The organism is Streptomyces sp. E2N166 (assembly GCF_003671715.1).
Lineage (GTDB): Bacteria > Actinomycetota > Actinomycetes > Streptomycetales > Streptomycetaceae > Streptomyces > Streptomyces thinghirensis.
Window position 1 is genome coordinate 347814 of sequence record NZ_RAIF01000006.1, and the last position, 20322, is coordinate 368135.

At 71.4% G+C, this 20322-nt stretch carries 8 protein-coding genes; all 8 read right to left on the reverse strand.

Going from position 1 to position 20322, the window contains the following annotated elements:
* Positions 1–123 precede the first annotated feature (123 nt).
* The 8 genes from EBH09_RS01910 to EBH09_RS01945 all read right to left on the reverse strand — a co-directional run bounded on the left by EBH09_RS01910 (position 124) and on the right by EBH09_RS01945 (position 20193).
* Complete coding sequence (locus EBH09_RS01910) at positions 124–1824, reverse strand: ABC transporter ATP-binding protein (protein ID WP_193776068.1); 1701 nt, start codon at positions 1822–1824, stop codon at positions 124–126.
* Positions 1811–12793 carry a non-ribosomal peptide synthetase gene (locus tag EBH09_RS01915; RefSeq protein ID WP_121745289.1) on the reverse strand — a complete coding sequence of 3661 codons (10983 nt, stop codon included), beginning with the start codon at positions 12791–12793 and terminating at the stop codon, positions 1811–1813. Before EBH09_RS01915 ends, EBH09_RS01910 begins: the two co-directional genes overlap by 14 nt.
* A gap of 57 nt (positions 12794–12850) precedes the next feature.
* Positions 12851–14638 carry an ABC transporter ATP-binding protein gene (locus tag EBH09_RS01920; protein WP_121745290.1) on the reverse strand — a complete coding sequence of 596 codons (1788 nt, stop codon included), beginning with the start codon at positions 14636–14638 and terminating at the stop codon, positions 12851–12853.
* A 2-nt stretch (positions 14639–14640) separates the two neighbouring features.
* Positions 14641–15699: an iron-siderophore ABC transporter substrate-binding protein gene (locus tag EBH09_RS01925; RefSeq protein WP_121745291.1), complete on the reverse strand. Its 1059-nt coding sequence runs from the start codon at positions 15697–15699 to the stop codon at positions 14641–14643.
* Between the two features lie 93 nt (positions 15700–15792).
* Positions 15793–16650 (reverse strand): ABC transporter ATP-binding protein, encoded by an 858-nt coding sequence (locus EBH09_RS01930; protein ID WP_121745292.1) that lies wholly within the window; start codon positions 16648–16650, stop codon positions 15793–15795.
* Between the two features lie 38 nt (positions 16651–16688).
* A complete protein-coding gene (locus tag EBH09_RS01935) occupies positions 16689–17696 on the reverse strand; it encodes an iron ABC transporter permease (protein WP_193776161.1) in 1008 nt (335 codons plus the stop codon).
* 71 nt (positions 17697–17767) lie between these two features.
* Positions 17768–18826, reverse strand: a complete 1059-nt coding sequence (locus tag EBH09_RS01940; protein ID WP_193776069.1) for an iron ABC transporter permease — start codon at positions 18824–18826, stop codon at positions 17768–17770.
* Between the two features lie 11 nt (positions 18827–18837).
* Entirely contained in the window at positions 18838–20193 is a 1356-nt protein-coding gene (locus EBH09_RS01945) for a SidA/IucD/PvdA family monooxygenase (RefSeq protein WP_121745295.1), read from the reverse strand.
* Between the last annotated feature and the right edge of the window lie 129 nt (positions 20194–20322).

Sequence of the window (20322 nt, forward strand, 5' to 3'; positions counted from 1 at the left end):
TCGTCCGGATCCCGCCGGGGTCGCGGGGCCCGGCGCGCACATCCGCGGCGTTGCCGTCGGTTGCAAGGCACCGTCGCCCGGAGCCGGCCTGATCCGAGCGACACCCTTGGGCGTGGCCCCGGATCACCGGGCCACGGCCTTGCAGTAGTCCTCGTCGGTGGCGAGCAGGTTGCGATGCGTGTCCTCGGCGGTGATGACGCCGTCGTCCAGGACGAGGACCCGGTCGGCGGCGTCCAGGAGGGCGGGGCTGCTGGTGATCACGACGGTGGTGCGGCCCCGGCGCAGCTTCGCGACGTTGCGCGCGATGAGCTGCTCCGTCACCGCGTCGACGGCCGTCGTCGGGTCGCGCAGGACGAGGACGTCGGTGTCCGCGGCGAGGGCGCGGGCCAGGGACAGCCGTTGGCGCTGCCCGCCGGAGAGGTTCGCGCCGCGGTCGCGGACGGGATGGTCGAGCCCTTCGCGGTGCAGGGCGACGACGTCGGTCAGCATGGACGCCTCGACGGCCTCGGGGACCGTCCGGCTGGTGCCCGACGGGTCGATGTTCGTACGGAGTGTGCCCGCGAAAATCTCCCCGTCGTACGGGTTCACCAGCATGTGCTCACGGACCGCCTCGGTCGACAGGTCCGCGAGGTCCCGGCCGCCGACCCGCACGACTCCCTCGTACGCGTCGGGCGGGACGTTCAGGGCCAGGACCGACGCGAGGTCGGCCGCCGCGCGAGGCTGGTAGGCGGCGACGGCCACGAACTCGCCGGCGGCCACCTGGAACCTCACTTTGCGCAGGGATCCGTGGCGCACGCAGTCGACCTCCAGGCCCCGGCCCGCGGCCGGTTGCTCCGGGCCCGGGGTCGTCACCGGGGGCGCGGTCAGGACCAGCGCCATCCGCTCGGCCGACGCGCGAGCGATCATCACGTACTTCGGCATCTCCGAGAACAGCTTGAGCGGTTCCATGATGAACTGCGCGAGTCCCACCGCCATGACGAGTTCACCGATGTTGATCCGGCCCTCGAACGCCAGCCAGCCCGCCGTCAGCGTCACGGCGGCGGCGAGGACAGCGTTGAGGGCCAGTGCGGTGCCCGCGTAGACACCGTTCACCCTGGCGACGGTGACCGACTGCTGCTTCGCCTCCGTGCTGACCTTCCGATAGGACCGGAACGCCGCGTTGTTCCCGCCGAAGCCGTGCAGCGGGCGCAGGCCGATGATCAGGTCGGCGACCTTCGCGCCGGCCCGTGCCACCCGGGCCTGCTGCTCGCGGGTGCTGGAGCCGATCCTTCTGGACATCACGCTCAGGATCGACAGGATCGCGACGGTGCCCACGATCACCAGCAGGCCGAGCCGGAGGTCGGCCAGGCCCAGCGCGATCGCCGCGATCACCACCGCGACCAGTGAGCTGATCAGCAGCGGCACCACCTCGATGATGTCGGCGGTCTGGTCGGCGTCCTCCGTGGCGATGGTCAGCACCTCGCCCGACTTGAGGTCGACGTCCCTGGCCACCGGCTGGAGTCCGCAGGCCGCGACCCGTACCCGCCAGCGGTGTGCCTCGGTCGTGTTGGCCTTCTGCAGGATGCGCATCCCGAACCGCCACGACAGCGACACGGTGGTGATGATCACGGCCAGCGCGGCGATCGAGACGCCGAGCGAGCCGGGGCTCCGGTCCCGCATCGTGTGTTCGACGATCAGGCCCAGGGCGATCGGGAAGGCGGTCTCACCGGCCTGGTACAGGCCCATGAGGACGGTGCCCCCGGCCATGGCGCCGATGTTGCGGCGCAGCGCGGTGCGCAGGATGTCGGACCCCGGGCGGGGCCGCTGGGTGTCAGGAGTCGTCATCGAGGTGGCGGGCAATCGCTTCCGGGGTTCGCAGGGTGAACAGATCACGGATCGTGATCACAGGACCGTACTCCCGGCGGAGCAGCCCGGTCAGCCGCACCGCCAGCATGGAGTGGCCTCCGAGGGAGACGAAGTCGCTGACCGCGCTCACCTCGTCGTCGTCGAGGTCCAGTGCCTCGGCGAAGAACTCGCACACCGTGATCTCGGTTTCGGTCTCCGGGCTCCGCTCCCCCACCGTGGTCAGCGCGCCCAGCGGCTTGGCCTCCGGCAGCGCCTTGGCGTCGGCCTTCCCGTTCACCGTCAGCGGGATGCCGTCGACCTGGGCGTAGTGCGTCGGGCGCAGGAAGTCCGGCAGTCCGGCGCCCACTTCGGCGGCGACCTCGGCGAGGTCGGCCCCGTCCAGCACGAGGTAGGCGGCCAGCCGGTGCGCACCGTCGACCTGCGGATCGGGCTGGGCGACCGCGGCGACGAACCGCACCGCCGGGTGCGCCGCGAAAGCGGCCTCGACCTCGCCCGGTTCGACCCGGTGCCCCCGGATCTTGACCTGCTGGTCGGTGCGCCCCAGGTACATCAGGTTGCCGTCGGGCCGTCGGACGACCAGGTCCCCGGTGCGGTACATGCGCTCGCCGGGTGCACCGAACGGGCACGCGACGAAGCGGTGCGCGGTCTGGGCGGGCTGCCCGAGATAGCCCCGTGCGATCCCGATGCCCGACACGTACAGCTCTCCGGGAACGCCGTCCGGAAGCGGCCGCAGCCACGGGTCCAGGACGTACACGTCCGTGTTGTCGATGGCCACCCCCACCACCGGGTCCTGGCATTCGAAGGTGCCGACTCCGAGGGTGTTGATGGTGTACTCGGTGGGTCCGTAGAGGTTGTAGCCGACGGTTCCCTCGGTCTCGGCGAGCCGCTGCCACAGCGCCGGGGTGACGGCCTCGCCGCCCAGCAGCACCAGTGCCGGCCGGCGTGCCGGGTCGTCGAGCAGGCCCTCGGCCACCAGTTGCTGCGCGTAGGTCGGGGTCACGTTGATCACGTCGATCCCGTGTTCGAGGCAGTACTCGACCAGCCTGGGCGCGTCACGGCGCAGTTCCTCGTCGCAGATGTGCACCTCGTGGCCGTCGGCGAGCCACAGCAGTTCCTCCCACGACATGTCGAACGCGAACGACACGGTGTGCGCGATCCGGAAGACCCGGTGCCCGTGCGCCGAAAGCACCGGTTCGAAGATCCGGCGCTGGTGGTTGACCAGCATGTTGGTGAGTCCGGCGTACTCGGTCACCACGCCCTTGGGCCTACCGGTCGATCCGGAGGTGTAGATCGTGTACGCGGGGTGCCGCAGCCGGTCGGGGTCGTCCGGCGCGAAGGTCACGAACGGCTCGGCCGCGGGCAGCGGGCGGTCCAGCTCGATCAGGTCGCCGGTCAGCCGGGGAGACACGGCGCTCACGGTGACGATCACGTCCGGACCGGCGTCCGCGACGATCGCGGCGATCCGCTCGTCCGGGTGGTCCAGCTCCAGCGGCACGTACGCGGCGCCGACGCGCAGTACGGCGAACAGCGCCACGATCGAGTCGAGGGAGCGCGGGATCGCGAGACCCACCGTCGCCTCGGGGCCGATGCCGCGCCGGGCCAGCACACCCGCCACCGCGCGACTGCGGTCCCGTAGTTCGGCGAAGGTCATGTGCGATCCGTGGGCGACGAGCGCGACGCGCTGCGGATCGCGGTCCGCGGCACGGTCGAACCGGTCGACGACGGTGTCCGTGCCGATGTCCGTGCGCGCTGCGGGCTCCGGCTCGGGGCCCGGGCCCCGCAGCGCTCCGACCGGCCCGGCCGACCGGGCCAGTTCTCCGAGTACGCGCAGGTAGTCGTCGAGGAGACGACGGGCCTTGTCCGTGTCCTCGTCGCGGTACTCCAGCTTGACGGTGAGCCTGTCGCCCGGTGTGACGACCCAGGTGAACGGATAGTGGGTGGAGTCGTCGGCCTTCACCGAGGTGATGCCGTGCCTGGCGTTCATGCCGGCGAAGGCGTCCATGTCCAGGAAGTTCTGGAGGACGAACAGGTTGTCGAAGAGGGTGTCGTGCCCGCCGGCCCGCTGGATCTCTCCGAGACCGAGGTGCTCGTGCTCCATGGCCTCGACCCTGGCCCTCTGGACGGCGGTCAGGTACTCCCGGACCGTCTGGTCCGGCCGGGCTCGCGTCCACATGGGCACGGTGTTGAGCAGTACGCCGACGATGTCGGAGAGTCCCTCGCCCTCCCGGCCGGAGACGGTCACGCCGAACACGGCGTCGCCGCGGCCGGTGTGTGCGCCGAGGAGGAGGCCGAACGCGCCGGTCAGCACCGAGTTCAGAGTGACGCCGTGCGTCCTGGCGGTTTCCCTCAGCAGGTCCGACCGATCGACGGTGAGCGTGTGTACGAGCGCGCGCGGCAGGTCGTCGGAGAGGGACGGCGCCGGGCCGGCGAGCAGCGTCGGGCCGGGAAGGCCGGCCAGGTACCGCGCCCAGAAGCGTTCCGATTCGGCCGGGTCCTTCGCGTCGAGCGCTCGGGCGTGGTCCTCGAAGCTCGGCGTGGCCGCGACCGCTGCCGGCGGCTCGCCCGCCAGGACGGCCTGATAGGCGTCGAACAGCTCCCGCAGCACGATCTCGCGGGACCAGCCGTCCCACAGCAGCAGGTGGTAGCTGAGGAGCAGACCGTCGCGGTCGCCGGGCAGGCGCACCACGGTCAGCCGGACCAGGGGCGGTCGGCCCGGATCGAATCCCGTGTCCCGGTCCCGGGCGCGCAGGGCTTCGACCTCCGCTTCCGTCGCCTTCTCGACGGTAGCGACGTCGACTCGCCGGCCCGCCGCGAGGATCTGGACGGGGTTTCCCTCCTCGTCGGTGGTGAAGCCGGCGCCCACGACCGGGTGGCGCGCGATCACGTGTGCCATCGCCTCGGCCAGCGCGTCGGCGTCCAGGCGCCGGTCGAAGGTGAAGTAGCTCTGCGCCACGTAGTGTCCGGCCGAGCCCGCCATCTGGGCCTGGAAGTACAGGCCTCGCTGGAGCGGGGTGACCGGTGCGGTGCGCTCGGCCGTCGTGGCGGCGTCCGCGATCTGTTCCAGTGCGCTGTGCCAGTGCCCGGTGATCTCGTCGGGGACGCCCTCGGCAAGGGTGAAGGCCGCGTGCAGGCTGCCGGTGGCCGCGTCGGTCCACGCGTTGACCTCGACGGCGTACGGGCTGGTCCGATCGCGGCCCGTGAGGTGCGGCGCCTGGGACTCGCCGCCCCGGCCGAGGTAGTTGAACAGCACCTGCGGGCGGGCGTTCAGCAGCGGAGCCGTCTGCGGGTTGAGATACCTGAGTTGCCCGTAGGCGACGTGCGCGTGCTCGTCCGGCTGGCGTCGTGCCACCTCGCGCGCGGCAGCGAGCGGGTCGGTGTGCGCCGTGAGCCGTACGGGCGCGATGGAGGTGAACCAGCCGACGGTACGGCTGTAGTCGTGGTGCTCGAGGGCCGGGACCCGGCCGTGCCGCTCCAACTCGATGGCGAGGTCGGTGGGTGACGGCTGGATGTGTGTCAGCGCGGAACGCAGCGCGCCGCACAGCAGCTCGGTGAGACCGATGCCGAGTGCGGCGGGCGCGGTGCGCGTCACGAGGTCGCTCACCTGTGGTGCGAGCACGACCGTGGTCTCGCGCGGCTCCCTCGCCGGGGGCAGCGGCGCGGGAGCCTGGAGGGTGGTGATCCAGTGGTCCAGGTCGCCGACCGCGCGGGCGGACTGGAGCGTCAGTGCTTCTGCGTACTCGGCGTAGGACGTCGTCGGGGGCGCCAGGGGGGCTCCGCGCATCGCGGTGGCCAAGTCCTCCAGGAGGACCAGCCAGGAGACGGAGTCGACGGCGAGGTGGTGCACGGTGACCACCAGGGTCCGGCTCTTCTCCAGCCAGGTGAACGCGATGACGTCCCCGGACTCGGGATCGAGCCGCCCGGCGGCTTCGTCGGCCGCGGTCGTCGCGTCGGTGGTGTCAGTGGCGTCCATCCGGGTGACGGTGGTCTCGCGCGCGGGTTCGGTGCGCAGCGACCACACCCCGTGCTCGACGCTCAGTCGCAGGCGGAGGACCGGGTGCGCGGCCACGACGGCGTGCGCGGCACGCTCGACGTCGGCGAAGCCGGTGCCCTCGGGGGCCACCAGCGCCCTGGCCTGCGCGAACCGGGCGAGTGAGCCGCCCAGTTCGCGCTGCCTCAGGACGATAGGCGTCAGCGGCAGCGGGCCGTCCGCGCGGCGGGCGGCCGCGGGCACCGGGGTCCGCGAGGCGCTGGTCCCCAGGTGCTCGGCGAGGGCGCGCGGGGTCCTGAGCAGGAACACGTCCCGTGGCGTGATCGGCAGTCCGAGTGCCCTTGCCCGGTTGATCACTGTGATGGCGACGATGCTGTCGCCTCCGGCGCGGAAGAAGTCGGTGTCGGGGTCGGCGTCGTGGCCGGGGAGGGTGCCGGCGAAGATCGCGACGATGGCGGCGAGCGCGGAGTCGTCGGCGGCGTCGTCGTCCGCGGGTCCGGTGCCGCTGGTCGCGCCGCGCGCCGGGGCCACAGGTTGACACCGCCCCTCGTCAATCAGGGGCGTACCCGCTCGCTCGGTCAGGGCCTTGCGGTCCAGCTTGCCGTTGACCGTCAGCGGCAGGGCGTCGACCGGCAGCACCCGGCCCGGAATCATGTGCGCGGGCAGCTTCGTGGACAGCTGCTCGGTCAGGTCTTCGGTCGCCCGGCCCACGACGTGCGCCACCAGGTGGTCGCCGCTCCCCGCGACGGTGACGGCCGCGTCAGTCACCCCGTCGAGTTCCCTGATCGCGGCCTCCACCTCGCCCAGCTCGATACGGAAGCCCTTGAGCTGCACCTGGTCGTCGGCACGGCCGGTGAACTCCAACTCGCCGCCGAGCGTGCGGCGGGCGAGGTCACCCGTGTGGTACATGCGGGAGCCGTCGCCCGCGAACGGGTTCGCCACGAACCGGCCGGCGGTCAGCCCGGGCCGGCCCAGGTATCCGAGCGACACCTGGTCGCCGGCGACGTAGATGGCGCCCACCCTGCCCGGCGGCACCGGCCGGAGCCGGTCGTCGAGCAGGTAGGTGACCAGGCCGGGAAGCGGACCGCCGATGGGGCTGGCGTCGCCGCCGGGACCGAAGTCCTCGTCGGTCAGCACCCGGTGGGTGACATGGACGGTGGTCTCGGTGATGCCGTACATGTTGACCAGCTCGGGCGAACCGGTGCCGTGCCGCTCGACCCAGCCGCGCAGCCGCCCGAGGTCCAGCGCCTCGCCTCCGAAGATGATCCGCCGCAGCGCGGGCAGTGGTTCGCCGGCCTGCCGGTCGGCCTCGGTGAACTGGTAGAACGCCGACGGGGTCTGGTTGAGCACGGTCACTCCGCGCTCGCGGACCAGCCGGTGGAAGTCGACCGGGGAACGGGTCAGCCCGTACTCCGGGATCAGCAGCTCACCGCCGTGCGCCAGCGCCCCCCACAGCTCCCAGACCGCGAAGTCGAAGGAGAAGGAGTGGAACTGGACCCACACGTCGTGCGGTCCGAAGCCCATGTCGGACCGGGTGTTCGCGAGCAGCGTCACCACGCTGGAGTGCGGGACGACGACACCCTTGGGTCTGCCGGTCGACCCGGATGTGTAGATCACGTAGGCGGGGTCTGCCCAACCGGCCCCGGGCTCCGGCTCGGTGGTCGCCGCAGGCGGCACTTCCCCCTGCACGAGCACACGCGCCGGTACGCCCGCCCGGGCCAGCAGCCGCGTGAAGCGCTCGCGCTGCTCCGGGGCCACGAACACGACCTGCGGAGCGGAGTCGGCGAGTATGTACTCCAGTCGCTCGTCCGGGTACGCCAGGTCCAGCGGAACGTACGCGCCCCCCGCGCTGACGATCGCGACCAGGGCGACGACCTGTTCGACCGAGCGCGGGACCGCGACGGCGACCCGGCCGCCCGGTCCCACACCGGACGCGCGCAGTGCCGAGGCCAGCGTGCCCTTCGCGTCCGCCAGTTCGCCGTAGGTCAGGGACCGGGTCCCGCCGTCGAGACCGCACTGGGTGACGGCGGTGGCGGCCGGGTCCCGTAGCGCGGCGGCATCGAACAGACCGGCCAGGGTCGTCGGGGTGATGGGCTCCGTACGCCGTGGGACCCCCTCGGAGGTCAGCTCGTCCACCAGGGCGTCCTGCCGGGTGAGCAGGCCGGTGAGGGTCCGGGTGAAGGTGTGCAGGATCTCCTGGGCGCTCGCCTCCCGCAGGAGCTCGGCGTCGTAGATCAGGTTGAAGCGCGGGCGGCCGCCGGGCGCGCGCTCCACCACCAGCGTCAACGGATAGTGGGGAGCACCCTCGTTCACGATGCCGGCGATGACCAGCGTGTCGTCGGGCCGCCGCAGGGCGGCCACGTCGGTCGCCACGTCGAACACCACCAGGGTGTCGAACAGTGAGACGGTGCCGGCCTGGCGGGCGATCCTCGCCAGCGAGACGTGCTGGTGCGGCAGCACCGCGCTCTGGTGGGCCCTGACCGAGGCGAGCAGGTCACGTGCGGTGCTGGTACCGGCCCACTGGGCGCGCACGGGGATCGTGTTGATCAACAGACCGACCATGTCCTCGATGCCGGGAACATCCGCGTCACGTCCGGACACCGTGGAACCGAACACCACGTCCCTGCCGTGCAGGATGCCGCCCAGCGTCACCGCCCAGGCGCTGTGCACGGCCACGCTCAGCGGTACGCCGGCCGACCGGGCGGCGGCGTCGATGTCCTCCTCGGCCTCCACGGAGGTGTCCGCGAACCGGTCCGACGGGGTGTGTCCCTCGGCGACCAGTGAGGGGCCGGGCAGCTCCGCGAGCTGCTCGCGCCAGACCCGGTCGCTCGCGTCGTCGTCGCGGGCGGCGAGCCGGCGGGCGTGGTCGGGGAAGCCGCCGAGCACGTGCACGCTCCCCGGCGCGTGGTACTCGGCCAGCAGGGTGCGCAGCATGGGCGGCACCGACCAGCCGTCGGCGACGATGTGGTGCACGGTCTGCACCAGGACGTTCCGGCCGGGGCCCCCGCGGACGAGCGTGTACCGCATCAGCGGGCCGGTGGCCAGGTCGAAGCCGGCCCGGCGGTCCCGCTCGGCGTGGTCGCGGATCTCGTCGTCGGTGATGCCGGGGCGGTCCAGCGTGGTGAAGGGCGCCTCGACACCGCTCTCCAGCACGGACACCACACGGCCGTCGGCGAGGGCCACGAACCGCGCCGCCAGGTTCGGGTGGAGCGTGAGCAGGCGGGTGGCCGCTGCCGCGAGCCGCTCGGCGTCCACCTCGCCCTCCAGTGTCAGCAGTTGCTGTTCGACGTAGCTGCCCGTCGAGTCGTCGTCGTAGACCGAGTGGAAGTACAGACCCTCCTGCAACGGGGTCAACGGCAGGATGTCCCGCAGCGCCGGGCCGTCCAGCGCGTCGACGTCGGCCTGGGTGAGCGGCACCGGAGCGAAGTCGCTGGGCGAGTGGCCGCCCCGGTCGAGCGCGGCCAGCCCGGTCAGGGCCTCCCGGAAGTACTCGCCGAGGGTTGCGACGTCCTCGTCGGTGAACATCCCGTCGGGCCAGGAGATGGCGGTGACCAGCTCGTACTCGCCGGTCGACGCGGGTTCCGCGATGGCGTTGAACTCCAGTGCGCGAGGCAGGCGCATCCGCGGATCGCGCCTCTCCCCCAGCTGACCCGTGGTCCGCGCGAGTTTCCAGTCGCCTGCCGCGCCGGCGTCGAAGCGGCCCAGGTAGTTGAACAGCACCTGGGGGGCGGGCGTGTCGAACCCGGTACGGGCCAGGTACCGCAGCGCGCCGTAGGAGACGCCGTTGTCCGGTACCCGGGAGAGGTCTTCCTTGACTGCCTTGAGCGCGGCTGCCAGGTACTCGGGTGCGGTGAGGTCAGGGGCCGTGCCGGGGTCCACGGTCACCGGGTACAGGGTGGTGAACCAGCCCACGGTCCGGGACAGTTCCGGTTCGAAGCCGGCCGACCGCGCGACGAACCGTCCCTCTCGGCCGTGGCCTTCCAGCTCGATGTGCGCGAACGTCTGGTCCTGGCCGAGGTCGCGGCGCCGGCGGGCGAGGGTGACGGCGAGCGCGGTCAGCAGCACGTCGTTGACGCCCGCGTGGAATCGCGCGGGTATCTCGCTCAGCAGCGCGGCCGTGGTCTCGGCGCCGACCGATACCGTCCGTACCCGCTCCCGTGCGACGGTGTCCGACTCGGACAGGGCGCGCCTGCCCAGCGGTTCGTCCGCCTCCGGCAGGGGGCGCCGGAAGTAGGCGCTGTCCGCGTCGAACGCCGCGCGCTCCAGCAACTGCGTCCAGCGCCGGAACGACGTGCCCGCCGGGGGCAGCTCCAACGGGTCGCCCGAGGCGAACTGCCGCCATGCCGTGGCCAGGTCGTCCATCAGGACCCGCCAGGACACGCCGTCGATCACGACGTGGTGGGCCACGAGCACCAGTTGCCGTGCCTCGCGGCGCCAGACGGCGCGCAGCATCACGCCGCCCGTCGGGTCCAGCCCTTCGGTGGCGAGCGCGACGCACTCGTCGAGCGGCCGGTCGCTCTGCTGCCACCGCGCGACCACGCCGTCCGCCTGCTCCGGCTGGTCCGCGTCCGGGATGTCGAAGCCCCAGCGGGCGCCGCGCACCAGCTTGGCCCGCAGCATGTCGTGCCGCCCGACCACGGCGGCGAGGATCGCGTCGAGGGCGCCGGCGGTCAGGTCCGCCGGGGTGTTCAGCACCACCGACTGCACGAAGCCGTCGATGGCGTCGGTGGTCTCGCCGAGCCACTGCACGACGGGCGATCCCACGACGGGGCCGGTCGCGACGTCGCGGTGGTCCACGGTGGAGGTGTCCTCACGGCTCGCCACCGCCGCCAGTGCCCCCACGGTGCTGTGGGTGAAGATCTGCCGTGCCGTGACGTGGAGCCCCGCGTCGCGCAGCGCGCTCAGCAGCGAGATGGCCAGGATGCTGTCTCCGCCGAGCTGGAAGAAGTCCTGGTCGACACCGACCTCGTCCAGTTGCAGCAGCGCCGCGACCGCCGCGCACACCGCGCGCTCGTTCTCGGTGGCGGGTGGGACGAGCGGAGCCTGCCCGGCCGCGGGCTCGGGCAGCGCGTGCCGGTCCAGCTTGCCGTTCGCGGTGAGCGGGAACTCCTTCATCGCGACGATGTGGGCGGGCACCATGTACTCCACCATGTGCTCGCCGGCCCACGCCTTGACGTCGGCCGCCCGCAGGCCGCCGTGGACCGCGGCCGGGATGACGTACCCCACCAGGTAGGTGCCGCCCGCCGCGTTCTTCTTCGCGAGGACGCAGGTGTGCCGGACCCCGGGGTGCTCGGCGAGGGCGGCCTCGACGTCCTCGATCTCCAGCCGCATACCGCGGATCTTGATCTGGTTGTCGGCCCGGCCGAGGAAGTCCAGCGAGCCGTCGGGGGCGAAGCGCGCGAGGTCACCGGTCCGGTACAGCCGGGACCCGTCACCGGCGAAGGGGTTCGCCACGAACCGGGACGCGGTCAGGCCGGGCGCTCCCACGTACCCGCGTCCCAGGAGGAACCCGCCCACGTACAGCTCGCCGCCGACGCCGACCGGGACCGGGCGCAGTGCCTCGTCCAGCACGTACAGCCGGGTGTTGGGGTTGGCCCTGCCGATCGACGTCGACAGCCGTTCCGCCGCGCCCCGGTAGACGACGTGCGAGACACCGATCGTCGTCTCGGCGGGGCCGTAGCCGTGGTACATGGGGATGTCGAGCCGGGTGCGGAACCGCTCGTACAGTTCGGGCGTCAGCACCTCGCCGCCGCACCAGACGTGCCGCAGACTGTCGAGCCGCCCGGAGTCGCCCGACATCTCCAGCAGCACGTCCAGCATGGACGACACGAGATAGGTGAAGGTGACGCGCTGCTCGGCGATCACGCTCAGGAGGTGGTGCGGGTCGCGTTCGCCGCCGGGACGCAGGACCACCAGCCGGGCACCGCAGACCAGCGGCAGGAAGATCTCGTTGATGGAGATGTCGAAGGACAGCGGCGCCTTGAACAGGGACGCGTCGTCGTGGCCGAAGCCCAGGATCTCGTGGACCTGCCACAGCAGGCGCTCGCTGATCGCCTCGTGCCGGATCATCGCGCCCTTGGGCCGCCCGGTCGAACCGGACGTGAAGATCACGTAGGCCAGGGACTGGCCGAGGACGCCGACCGTGGGCCCTTCGGCGGGGTGGGAAGCGTATCGCCAGTCGCCGAGGTCCACGGCCACTGCTTCCGGTTCGCCCGCGGCGGACTCGCCCGAGGTGTTGAGCTGCACCACGACCCGGGCGTCCTCGATGACGACGGCCCGGCGCGCGGCGGGCCAGTGCGGATCGAGCGGCACGAAGGCGCAGCCCGCCTGGAGCACGCCGAGCAGCCCCACCACCATGTCCGCGGAGCGCTCCAGGGAGATGCCGACGACCTGCTCGGCGGTGAGTCCTCGTTCGACCAGGTGGTGAGCCAACTGGGAGGCCAGCGCGGCCGTCTCACGGTACGTCAGCGTCCGGTGCTCGTCGACGACGGCCACGGCTTCCGGCCTGTTCCGCGCCTGTTCGCGGAACATCTCCACCAGGGTCGGGCGGCTCCGGTCGGCGTCGGTGTCGTTCCACTCGGCCAGGTCCTCCAGCCGCGCCTGCCTGCTGGACGGGCGAATGGTGCCGACGGGCCGGTCCGGGAAGTCGGCCAGGTCGTCAAGGGCGAGCTGCGCGTCGTCCGGTACGACGCCTTCGGGGAGGGAGATGCTCCGCAGGTCCGCTCCGACGTCCCAACCGCGGGGTGCCGCACCGCCGCTGGCGACCCAGCCGAGGACGTCGGTGAACAGGGTGCCGGGGGCGAGGTCGATGCCGTCGGGACTGCGGCCCGTCGCCCAGTACGACAGCCCGATGGCGCACGCCTCGGCGATGGTCCTGTCGGAGAAGTCGCCGGTGCGGCGGCGGATGTCGGTCAGGTGCCCGGGAGAAAGCAGTACGAGACGAGCGGTCGGTTCCATCATCGAAGACTCAACGCCCCTTCCAAGGAATCAACGCAGGCTAACCTAACTTAGGCATACCTAACTACCTTCTCGCCAGGCCCGCCACAGCCGGGCGTACCGGCCACCGAGAGCCACCAACTCCTCGTGGGTGCCTTCCTCCACGACCCGCCCCGCGTCCAGCACGGCGATCCGGTCCGCCGCCATCGCCTGGGTCAGCCGGTGCGCCACGAACAGCGTGGTCCGGCCCGCGCAGGCGGCCAGCACGGCCCGTTCCAGCTCGGCGGCGCCCTCGCTGCCCGCCTCCGCGGTCGACTCGTCCAGCACCACCACCGGCGAGCGGCTCAACACCAGCCGCGCCAGGGCGACCTGGGCGACCTTGGTGACGTCCAGGCGCTCGCCGCCTTCGCCGACCGGGGTTCTCAGCCCGTCGGGCAGCGCGTCGACCCACGCTTCGGCGCCGACCGTGCGCAGGGCGTCCATGAGTTCGGCGTCGGTCGCCTCCGGTGCGGCCAGCCGCAGGTCGTCGGCGAGCGGCCCGGAGAACACGTGCGCCTCCTGCGTCAGGATGCTCACCAGGGCCCGGGCCCCCGCCTCGTCCAGTCCGGCCAGATCGGTCGGCCCCACGCGCACCGACCCGGCCCGCGGTGTCCCGATGCCCGCGATCAGCGCGGCCAGGGTCGTCTTGCCCGCGCCCGTCGCCCCCACCAGGGCGAGCGAACCGCCCGCCGGGATCGTCAGGTCGACGTCTCTGAGGACCGGCTCCTCGGTGCCGGGGTAGGCGTACGTCACCCCCTGAACCGTCACCGGGTACGGCACGGCGTCCGCCACGGCCACCGACGGGTCACCCACCAGCCGGTCCTCCGCGTCCTCACCCAGCACCCCGACCAGGCGGGTCAGACTCGCGCCCGACTTCTGCGCCTCGTCGAAGGTGAACATGATGGCGCCCAGCGGGGTGAACAGCCGGTGGAACAGCAGCGGGGCCGCCGACACCTCGCCCAGGCTGGCGGCGTCGGCCTCCAGCAGGGCGTACCCCACCACGATGATCAGGGTCAGTCCGATGAACTCGGCGCGGTTCTCCCTGCCGACGAACCGGCCGAAGAAGCGGAACACCTCGATCCCGAGATCGCGCACTCTCCACGACTCGGCGGTGACCTTCTCCCGGAAGGCGCCCTCCAGTCGGTACGCCCGGACCGTGTCGATCCCGTTCAGACCGCTGATCAGTGCCTGCGCGCGATCGGCCTGCGCCACCCGCTGCTTCCGGTAGAGCGGCGCGGACCTGGGAAGGTACCAGCGCAGGGCCAACGCGTACGCGGGCAACGCGCCGGCGCCCGCCAGACCGATCCGCCAGTCCAGCCCGAACATGCCCGCCGTGGCGATGACGACCAGGACCCCCGCGGAGAACACCGTGGGGACGGCCGTGCGGATGCCGTTGGAGATCACGGCGACGTCGTCACCGACCCTGGACAGCACGTCCCCTCGGCCGACCTGCTCGATCCGGGTGCTGGGCATCCCCAGTACCGCCCGGACGGCGCCTTCCCGCAGCCGCGCGAGGAGGTCGGCGCCCAGCCGCCCGATGAGGTACGTCGACACCGCGGTGGCCACCGCGCCGAGCAGGGCGGCTGCCACCATCAGGGCCCCGATCGTGACCAGGACCGATCGCGACGCGCCCTCGACCACGCCGTCGACCACTCGGCCGAGCAGAAGCACGGGGAGCACCTGGAGCGCCGCGCCGGCCACCGTGGTGAGCACGGTGGCCGCCGTGAGCCACGGCACCTCGCGGCAGTGCGCCCCGATCCATCGGCCGGCCTCGCGTCCGGTCGCCGTGCGCAGCGCGGCCGGGGCGACGCGCGTGTCGGTGCTGGTCACACCTACCCGACCGACTTGACGAGTTCGTCGATGGCGTACGGCATGGACAGCAGGGTGCCCTGGGAGATGGCAGCGCCGACCGCCGGGCCCTCGCTGTCCAGGAGGTACGACACCTTGCCGTTCTTGACGGCGTCGAGGTTGGTGAAGAGCTCGAACTTCTTCAGCTTGTCCTGGTCCGCCTTGTCGTTGATGACGAAGATGCGGTCGACGTCGACCAGGTCGACACGCTCGGGGGAGAGCTTCGTGTAGAAGCTGCCGTCGGCGACCTTGTCGATCTCGGTCTGGTACTTGAAGCCGATGCCCGTCACCAGCCGTCCGCGCACGTCGGTGGAGGTGAACGGCGCCACCGAGTCCTCGTACCAGGACAGGGCGACGGCCGTCCGGTCGGCCAGCTCGGGGTGCGCCTCCTTGGCCGCGTCGAGCTGACCCTGGATGTCCGCCACCTTCTTCTCGCCCTCCTCGGCCTTGCCGAGCGCCTTGGCGATGTGGAGGGCGTTGTCCTGCCACGGAGCGCTGAAGGGCTCCTTCTCGGCCTTGGTGCGGCCCACCGTCGGGGCGATCTTGGAGAGCTTGTCGTAGGCGGCCTGGTCGATCTCCGAGTAGACCGCGATGATCAGGTCCGGCCGCAGGGCGGCGATCTTCTCGAAGTTGGGGCCGGAGTCGCCGTTCTTCATGATGACCTCGGGCTCGGTGTCACCCCACTTGTCCTTCACCCACGGCCACTGGGTGTTGATGTCGGGGCTCCGACCCGGCGGGTTCGGGTACTGGTCGACCATGCCGACCGGCTTGATGCCGAACGCCAGGATGGTCTGGTCGTCGGTGTAGCCGACGGAGACGACCCTCTTGGGGGCCTCGGTGACCTTCGTGGTGCCGAACGCGTGCTCCACGGTGACCGGGAAGGCGCCGGAGGCGGCGGCCGAGGTGTCGTTGCCCGCCTTGTCCGCCGAGTCGTTCGAGTCGGAACCGCAGCCCGCGAGGAGGCCGGCGCCGAGGGCGGCGGCGGACAGTACCGCCGCCAACCGCTGCCGGGACTTCATACGCGTCGTTCTGTGGAGGAGCATCCGGAGATCCCTTGCTGTCGCACTGTCCACTGCGCCCCCGTCTAAGGGCAGCAAACCTTACCGCGCCCGAGTGAGGTTAGCCTACCCTCACTCCTACAACTCGGTTGCCTCACGGTCGAGTTCGACGTGGGCCCGGCCGATCGGGACGATGAGGGGGCGATCGCCCACCGGGTCGTCGATCACCTTGGCGCGCAGCCCGAACGCCTCGTGCAGCAGCTCGGCGGTTATCACGTCGCGCGGGTGTCCCTGCGCCAGGACCGCCCCCTCGCGCATCACGACGAGGTTGTCGCTGTAGCGCGTGGCCAGATTGAGGTCGTGGAGCACCATGACCACCGTGCATCCCGACTCGTGCAGGTCGTCCACCAGGTCGAGCACGTCGATCGCGTGCGCCAGGTCCAGGTACGTGGTCGGCTCGTCCAGCAGCAGCAGGTCGGTGCCCTGGGCCAGGGTCATCGAGATCCAGACGCGCTGACGCTGCCCGCCGGACAGCGAGTCGACCGGTCGGTCGGCGAGGTCGGACACCCCGGTCATGGCCAACGCGCGCTCCACTACGGCGGCGTCGTCCGACGACCACTGCCGCAGCCAGCTCTGGTGCGGGTGGCGGCCCCTGGCGACCAGGTCGGACACCGTCAGCCCGTCGGGTGCCACCGGCGCCTGCGGCAGCAGGCCGAGCTTCTTCGCCACGTCCCTGGTCCTGAGCGTGACGATGTCCTCGCCGTCCAGCACGACCGTGCCCCTGGTCGGTTTGAGCAACCGCGAAAGGGTCCGCAACAGGGTCGACTTCCCGCAGCCGTTGGGCCCGATGATCGTGGTGATCACCCCGGGCGGGATCGCCACGTCGAGTTCGTCGATGACGGTCCGGGCACCGTAGCCGACCGAGACGCCCCTGGCTGCCAGCCGTGAGACGCCGTCGACTCCGGACTTGGCCGCGGTGATGGACTGAACGACCACAAGGCCCCCTTGTTTAGGCTCGCCTTACTTTGTACCAGCTATCCGCGGTTCGCCCGCACCAGCAGATAGACGAGGAAGGGGCCGCCGATCGCCGCGGTGACCACGCCGACCGGGAGGGAGACCGGCAGTGCCGTCCGCGCGAGCAGGTCCGAGCCGATCAACAGCAGCGCGCCCACCATGCCGGAGGCCACCAACGGCGGTGTGGGGCACCTCGCCAGACGCATCGCCACCTGCGGCGCCACCAGCGCGACGAACGGGACCGGACCCGCCGCGCTCACCGCCACGCCGGCCAGCAGCACCGCGCACAGCAGCAGGACCGCCCGCACCATCGAGTACCGGACCCCCAGGCCCGCGGCGACCTCGTCGCCGAAGTGCATGGGCTTGAACTGGAACGCGACACAGGACACGACGACCAGGAGGACGAGCGTCCCCCACAGCGCCACCCAGACCTCGTTCCATCCCCGGTTGTCCAGCGACCCGACCAGCCACGCCTGGGCCCGGGCCACGTCCCTGATGTCGGCCGTGACCAGGAGCCAGGTCGTGATCGCCTGCATCACGGCGCTCACCGAGATGCCGATGAGGATGAGCCGGAAGCCGTCGATCCCGCGCCGCCACGCCAGGAAGTACACCAGCAGGCCGGTGCCGAGACCGCCCGCGAGCGCCGCCGCGGACAGGCCCACGGCACTGACGATCGCGGCGGCGGTGCCGCCCGAGACGGTCACCAGGAACACGGCGACGGCGCTCGCGCCGCTGGTGATGCCCAGAATGTCCGGGCTGGCCAGCGGGTTGCGCGCGATGGACTGCGTGAGCGCGCCGGACACCCCCAGCGCGATCCCCACGACGAGGCCGGCGAGGGCCCGCGGCATCCGCAGATCCATGATCACGAACTCGTCGACCTGCTCACCCCGGCCGAAGATCGTGGCGACCACCCGGGGCAGGCCGATCGGGAAGTCCCCGACACCGATGGACAGGCAGAACACCAGGAAGGCCGCCGCCGCCAGCAGCAGCGTGACGCACGCGGTCCAGGGCCGCCATACGAACGACATACGTCCGAGCCGCACGCCGGGCGTCAGGGATGGCCGCACACCGGCCTCGTTCACCTTCACGTCCGCCCCGTTCACGTGTTCTTGAACTTTCCGCGCCACACCAGAGCCGCGAAGAACGGGGCGCCGAGGAGAGCGACGAGGACACCCGCGTCCAGTTCCCCCGGCCGCACCACCAGGCGCCCCACGATGTCGCAGACCAGCAGCACGACGGCTCCCAGCAGTCCCGCGTACGGCACCAGCCAGCGATAGTCCGGCCCGGTCAGATACCTGGCCACGTGCGCCACCATGAGGCCGATGAACGCGATGGGGCCGCACGCGGCCGTCGCCGCGCCCGCCAGCAGGGTGATGGCCACGATGCCGACGGTCCGGCTCAGCGCGATGTTCACGCCCAGCCCTCGCGCCACGTCGTCACCGAGGTTGAGCAGGTTGATGGCGGGCAGCGTGGTCAGCGCCAGCACCAGCCCGACCGCGATGAACCCGGTCACCGGCCAGATGACGTCGAACCCGACACCGGCCACCGAGCCCGCGTTCCAGAACCGCAGCGCGTTCAGCGAGGCCTTGTCGGTCAGCGCGACCGCCGTGGTCATCGCCGCGAGGAACACGGTGACGCCCTGCCCGGCCAGTGCGAGCGTCAACGGGTTGCCCGCGCCCCGGCCGATGCTCGACAGCCCGAACACGACGACACCCGCGACCGCCGCGCCCAGGAAGGCGAACCAGACGTACTGGAACGGGTCGGTGAACCCGAACAGGGCGATCCCCGACACCACGGCGAACGAGGCGCCGGAGTTCACCCCCAGCAGGCCCGTGTCGGCGATTGGATTTCGCGTGTACCCCTGGATCAGCGCCCCGCCGATCCCCAGGGCGATGCCCGCGACGACCGCCAGCACCGTGCGGGGCACCCGCACGGTCCGCACGATGAGCCTGATCTCGGTGAGCCGCTGATCGGAGTCGGCCGCCGCGAACAGCCCGTGCCACACCTCGGCGGGACTCAACGCGCGCGCGCCCACGGCCAGCGAGGCCGCCGCCGCGACCGCGAGTATCACCGCGAGTGCGCCCAAACCCACAACCCGCCTTCGGCGGACCTCTGTTGTGCCCCTGAGCAGGGGGCGCTCAACCGCAGTCGTGGTCATGGCGACGTACACTAGCGGGCGGTGGTGCCGGTTCCGTCGGCGACCGTTCGAGCCTCGTCGGAAGCGGACTTGAGGCCCCGGGCGAGGAGTGATTCCAGGATCTCCCCGACCCTGATGGCGGTGTTGGACAGCAGGGACGACGTGATGCCGTGGGTGTGCTCCGTGCCGCCCTGCAGATAGATGCCGCAGCGCAGGTCGGGCTCGGTCGCGACGCGGTAGTCACGCTCGACCCGGACGAGACCCTCGTCGTCCCGGAGGCAGCGGTCCGCGACCTCGCCGAGCAGGCCGAGCGGGTCGGCCGGGCTGTAGCCGGTGGCGAGGACCACGACGTCCGCGTCCAGGAGGGTCTCCTCGCCGGTGACGAGGGATGTGACGGTGGCCCTGACCCTGTCGGGCGTCTCCTTGACCTCGGTGAGCCGGGACACGTTGAGGAAGCGCAGCCGCTCGGTACCGAGGACCTTCTCCCGGTACATCTGCCGGTACAGGTCGTCGATCAGGTCGATGTCCACCACTGAGTAGTTGGTGTTGCCGTGGTAGTCCATCAGCCGGCGCTTGACGCCGCCGGGCGCGGCGAAGTACTCGTCCACCGCCGCTGGGTCGAAGATCCGGTTGGCGAACGCGCTGTCGTCGGCGGGGCTGTAGCCGTAGCGGGTGAAGACCGCGCAGACCTCGGCCTCGGGGAAGCGGCGGTGCAGGTAGGCGACGTTCTCGGCGGCGCTCTGTCCCGCGCCGACCACGACGAACCGGGAGGGTGAGGTGCCCTCCAACCCGTCGACCTTCGCCAGTAGTTCGGAGTTGTGCCAGACGCGGTCGCCGCGCTCCACGCCGTCCGGCACGAGGGGACGCAGCCCGGTTCCGATGACGAGGTTGCGCGCCCGGTGGACCTCGAGCCCCTCCCCCGAACGGACCGTCACCTCCAGGTGCTCCACGGATCCGTCACGGACGACGGGCGCGACGCCGACGACCTCGTGACCGTAGGAGGCCATGTCGTCGACCTTGGCCGCGGCCCACTCGAAGTAGTCGTGGAACTCCACCCGCAGCGGGAAGAGGTTCTTGTGGTTGATGAAGTCGATCAGCCGTCCCTTGCTCTGCAGGTAGCAGAGGAAGCTGAACTCGCTGGCCGGGTTCCGGAGTGTCACCAGGTCCTTGAGGAAGGACACCTGCATGGTCGCGTCGTCGATCAGCATGCCGCGGTGCCAGCCGAAGCGCGGCTGCTGCTCGAAGAAGCGAGCGGTGATCGCCTCCGGCCGGCCGGCCCGTGCGTTGTGCTCGCCGATCGCGATCGCCATGGCGACGTTGGACGGTCCGAAACCGACACCAATGAGGTCGTGGACCAGTGTTGCGTCATCAGGAAGAACCTGTGACATGTCACTCCCATCGTGCGGGTCAGTCACCTGTCGGGCGTGGGGAATTGCCGAAATGGGACATGCCGACGGAGCGACCGCCGGAAACTTAGGTGAGCCTAAGCTAATGCCGTGCGGCTGTCGATAGGGCGG